Here is a 1,051-nt window from a genome sequence, read left to right as displayed (position 1 = left end):
TCGTGCGCCCGGGATGCTCGCCGTCCTTGTGCGTCCACGCGGCCTCCGGATAGCTCTCCACGAGCCGCCGGCGCGTTTCGCTGAACTCGATCAACGGCACGCCCGCAAGCGCCGCGATACGACGCTCTCCCCTCACCTCATTCTGGCTGACCTCGCGGTTGGCGCGTTGCCACGTTCCCAGGTAGTACACGCGGGCGCCCGCGGCGCGCGCATCACGAGCGAGTGCGACCGTCGACTGGTCCGTTCGGGCGAATGCCGTCAGACGCTTCTCGCAACCGGGTGCGCACATGGCATTGCCACCGCGCTCCTGGAGAATCACGTCCGTATAGCCTCCGGTCGCCAGCGCCCGCATCGCCACCGGGTCGTGGTCGTAATCCTCGAGCGCCGCGCCGGCCCGCGCAATCATGTCGACGCTGAGGTGCGCGCCTTCCGGTGCCAGGGACGCAAAGGCGGATGGTAAATTGTTGACGTACGTCAGGCTGTTGCCGATGAAAAGTACCCGTCGCTGATTGTCCTGCGTCGAAGCAGCAAATTTCGATGGAGGAAACGCGCGACGCAGCGCGAACTTTTCCGAAGCGAGATAGATCGTGTCGTGGTGTGCTTCCGGACGCGGCACGTAGATCCAGTCCAGGCCCGCCGGTGCTTCCAACCYCAGCATTGCGGCGAGCTTCGCTACGTTCGGCGCGATGTTGTCTTCGTCCGCCGAGGTAAGGAACAGGTGACGCTTGCCGCGTGGCTGGTGCTTCAGCAGCGCGGGTGCTTCGCGCAGCAAAGCCCCGTCATTCCACCAGAGGCTGGGACTGATCGCGATGACCGTATCGAACAAATCAGGTTCACGCAGGAAGCTCTCTACTGAGAACAGCCCCGCGAGCGATTCACCAATGATGCCGCGATGGGCATTAACCCTGTAGCGGCGACCGATCTCCGGAATGAGCTGCTTCGCGATGAACGCACGAAAGACCGACGAGCCCCCGACGCGCGGCGCGATGGCCTTGTCGGAGGCGACCGTCGTCGGCCCCGTCATGTCACGCCGCCGTTCGGTGTTCTCGAT

The 1,051-nt window shown here is 64.4% G+C and carries 1 protein-coding gene; it reads right to left on the bottom strand.

Annotation, left to right across the window (positions count from 1 at the left end; translation table 11 throughout):
* The coding region (locus AC1DT2_RS24310; protein WP_477299306.1) for an alpha/beta hydrolase at window positions 1-1,051 on the bottom strand (1,051 nt) is incomplete at both ends.

It is taken from the genome of Luteibacter sp. P4_E6, assembly GCF_056401535.1.
The sequence above is the reverse complement of the archived record's forward strand: the minus strand, read 5'-3'. Positions and strand labels throughout refer to the sequence as shown.